4 protein-coding genes are annotated in these 3,123 nt (G+C 69.0%); all 4 read left to right on the forward strand.

What is annotated here, in order from left to right:
- Positions 1 to 126 precede the first annotated feature (126 nt).
- On the forward strand, positions 127 to 519 hold the full coding sequence (locus VF649_RS12110; RefSeq protein ID WP_331012212.1) for a VOC family protein: 393 nt from the start codon (positions 127 to 129) through the stop codon (positions 517 to 519).
- 3 nt (positions 520 to 522) lie between these two features.
- Positions 523 to 1,146, forward strand: coding sequence for a DedA family protein (locus VF649_RS12115; protein WP_331012213.1), 624 nt, complete (start codon positions 523 to 525; stop codon positions 1,144 to 1,146).
- A 77-nt stretch (positions 1,147 to 1,223) separates the two neighbouring features.
- Positions 1,224 to 1,445 (forward strand): hypothetical protein, encoded by a 222-nt coding sequence (locus VF649_RS12120; protein WP_331012214.1) that lies wholly within the window; start codon positions 1,224 to 1,226, stop codon positions 1,443 to 1,445.
- 35 nt (positions 1,446 to 1,480) lie between these two features.
- The coding region (locus VF649_RS12125) for a sensor histidine kinase (protein WP_331012215.1) at positions 1,481 to 3,123 on the forward strand (1,643 nt) is incomplete at its 3' end.

Raw genomic sequence — 3,123 nt, forward strand, 5'->3', positions numbered from 1 at the left:
CACGGGCGCAGCAAGGCCGCAGTGGCGGCGGAAAAAGCAGAGCAGGCGCGGATGGACGCGGTGGTGGACGGCGCGCGGCGGGTGTCGTTGCCGCCGACGCCGGGTGAAGGCGGCGACGGGGCGTAGATGCGGCGGCCGGCGGGGTTCGGGGCGGTCGTGCCCTATATCTTCGCCGATGATTGCGACGGCTATGTCACGTTCCTGACCGAGGCGTTCGGTGCGGTGGAAATCGGGCAATCGTTGCGGCCGGACGGTGCGATCGCGAACGTCCAGCTGCGATTCGACGACACGATGATCATGCTGAGCGAGACCGCGGCGGGATTTCCGGCCAGTCGGCTGTCGCTGTATCTGTATGTCGACAGCGCCGATCGCGCGATGGCGCGGGCGATCGCGGCCGGTGCGGAGCCGATCATGGTGGTGGACGACATGCCCTATGGCGACCGGCAAGGCGGCGTGCGCGACCCGCGCGGCACGCTGTGGTGGATTTCCGAGCGGCTGGTCGACGCGCCCTATTTCTGAATGGTGGCGGTCGTGCGCCGGATCGGGCAGACCGGCCGGATGTCGATCGAAACGCTGGTGGCGAAATACGGCCTGATCGCGCTGTGCGTGGGGGCAGGGATGGAGGGCGAGACCGTCGTCCTGACCGGTGGCGTGCTGGCGCATCGGCATCTGGTGCCGGTGTGGGGCGCGGTCGCGGCGACGGCGCTGGGGTCGTTCGTGGCGGACCAGAGCTTCTTCGCGCTGGGGCGGCGATATCGCGATCATCCGCGGGTCCAGCGGATCATGGCGCGACCGGCCTTTGCCCGGGTGCTCGCGACGCTGGAACGGCATCCGGTGGGTTTCATCCTGGCGTTCCGGTTCCTGTACGGGCTGCGCACGATCAGCCCGGTCGCGATCGGCACGTCGCAGGTGCCGATCCGGCGGTTCGTGCTGTTGAACGCGGTTGCGGCGGTGGCCTGGGCCGCGATGTTCACCGCGCTGGGATATGCGTTCGGGGAGGGAATCGAGGAACTGACCGGCCGGTTCCGGCCGCATCTGCCGACCCTGCTGGGCACTGCGTCCGGGATTGCGGCGCTGGTCCTGATCGTGCGGCTATGGCTGGTCCGTCGCGCGGCCCGGGCGCAAAATGCCCGGAAATACCCATAGTTGATCCAGATTGTAGGTCGGTCGGGCACAGCGCCCTAAGAAGCCGGCTGCGTGGCAGGACCAATCAGGACACCGACATGACCGCCTACCGACTTTACCTGATGAGCAATCGTACAGGGCATATCGAGCGGTTCGAGGTCATCGACGCGCGTGACGATGTCGATGCGGTCGCGAAGGCGAGCCGCATGGCGGGACCGCAGGCGATGGAACTGTGGCAGGAGGCCCGCCGGATCCACCATTTCCAGCGCAGGATGCAGCCGGACGAGGCGCCGGCCGGGTGGCTCGACAAGCAAGACTGAAACGGCGCATGGTCGGGCGTGGAACATCGCTGGACATGATCGAGCCATTCGACCCCGCCACCCTGCCGCCGCCGCCGCGGCGCCCGGCGGGCGTACGATTCCTGGTGGCGGCAATCGCGCTGATGCTGTTCCTGGGTGGCAGTGCCGCGTGGATTTCCGCGGAGTATCAACGCGGCCTGGCCGCAAGCGACCTGTTGAGCGCCTGCTATGAACGGCGGATCGTGATCGCCGACCTGATGTCGCGGATGCGCGACGCGGAGATGGAGGCGCGGGATTATCGGTTGACCCGGGATGGGGCGCATCGCGATCGCTATCGATCCGCGACCGGGGCGGTCGGCGTGCAGCGGGCGCGGTTGAAGACGCTGCTGCCCGGCCTGCCGAAGCAGGCGGCGCGATTCCGGCAGCTGGAGCAGGCGGTCGACGCCAGGCTGCGCGACCTGGACGCGGTGGTGACGTCCGCCGGGACGTTGCGCGAGGCCAGCGTCCCGCGCAGCCATGTCGACGGCGACGTGCGATCGCCGCTGCGCCGCGTCCGGGCGATCGTCGGCGCGATGACGGCCGAAGAGGACCGCATGATCGTGACGCGGTACGCGAACTGGATCGATCATGCGGCCGTGACGCAGCGGAACGTCTGGACGCTGGTCGCAACGCTGGCGGTCCTGATCTGCGGCGGGCTGACGCTGGCCTGGCGGGCGCAGCGGCTGCGGTACCGGCTGGGGGTGCAGGCGCAAGTGGCGGCCGCCCGCCTGCGCGGCGTGTTCTCAGGGAGCAGCGACGTGATCGCATTGCTGGACCCGCGTGGCAGGATCGAGGCGGTCAATCCGGCCGTGACACGACTGCTCGGCCATGAACCGGCGGCGCTGATCGGGCGTGACATCGCCGTTCTGGTCGATGCGCTGCCGCCCGGAGGGACGCTGGCCGAGCGGATCGGAATGGACCGGCAGGGAATATCCGAGCCGTTACGGATGGACCGTGTCGCGCACCACGCCGACGGACATGCCATGCCGGTCGACGTGGCGCTGGGCCTGATGCCGATGTCCAGCGGCCTGCACGTCGTCGCGATGATCCGCGACATATCGGAGCGCAAGGCGGTCGACCGGCTGAAGGACGAATTCATCGCGACGGTGAGCCATGAACTGCGCACGCCGCTGACGTCGATCGTTGGTGCGCTGGGCCTGTTGCGGGCGACGTCCGGCGATACCCTGCCGGAAGCGGCGCGGCGGCTGGTGACGGTGGCCGAGGAGAATTCGCGACGGCTGATCGACCTGGTCAACGACCTGCTGGACGTCGAGAAGATGGATGCGGGCGCATTCCGGTTCCGGAACCAGCCGCTCGACCTGGCAATCGTGTTGCGGCGCGCGGCGCAGGGCAGCGAAGGACTGGCGAACCTGAAGCAGGTCGTGCTGGAACTGGCGATCGTGCCGGGCACGTTGCAGGTGCGGGGCGACGACGGCCGGCTATTGCAGGTGGTGACCAACCTGTTGGCCAATGCGGTGCGGTTCAGCCCGCCCGCCGGCACGGTCACGCTGTCCGCGGAACGCAGCGAAGGGCGCGCGATCGTGACCGTGGAGGACCGCGGGCCGGGCGTACCGGAGGCGTTCCGCAGCCATCTGTTCACCCGGTTCGCGCAGTCGGATGAAGCCGGATCCGCGGGCGGCACCGGGCTGGGGCTGGCGAT

Source organism: Sphingomonas sp. (assembly GCF_036387535.1).
Classification (GTDB): Bacteria; Pseudomonadota; Alphaproteobacteria; order Sphingomonadales; family Sphingomonadaceae; genus Sphingomonas_R.

Bases quoted from the DNA above. Each gene is read 5' to 3' on its own strand.
- VF649_RS12120 (WP_331012214.1), top strand. From the start codon at position 1,224: ATGACCGCCTACCGACTTTACCTGATGAGCAATCGTACAGGGCATATC.
- VF649_RS12110 (WP_331012212.1), top strand. From the start codon at position 127: ATGCGGCGGCCGGCGGGGTTCGGGGCGGTCGTGCCCTATATCTTCGCC.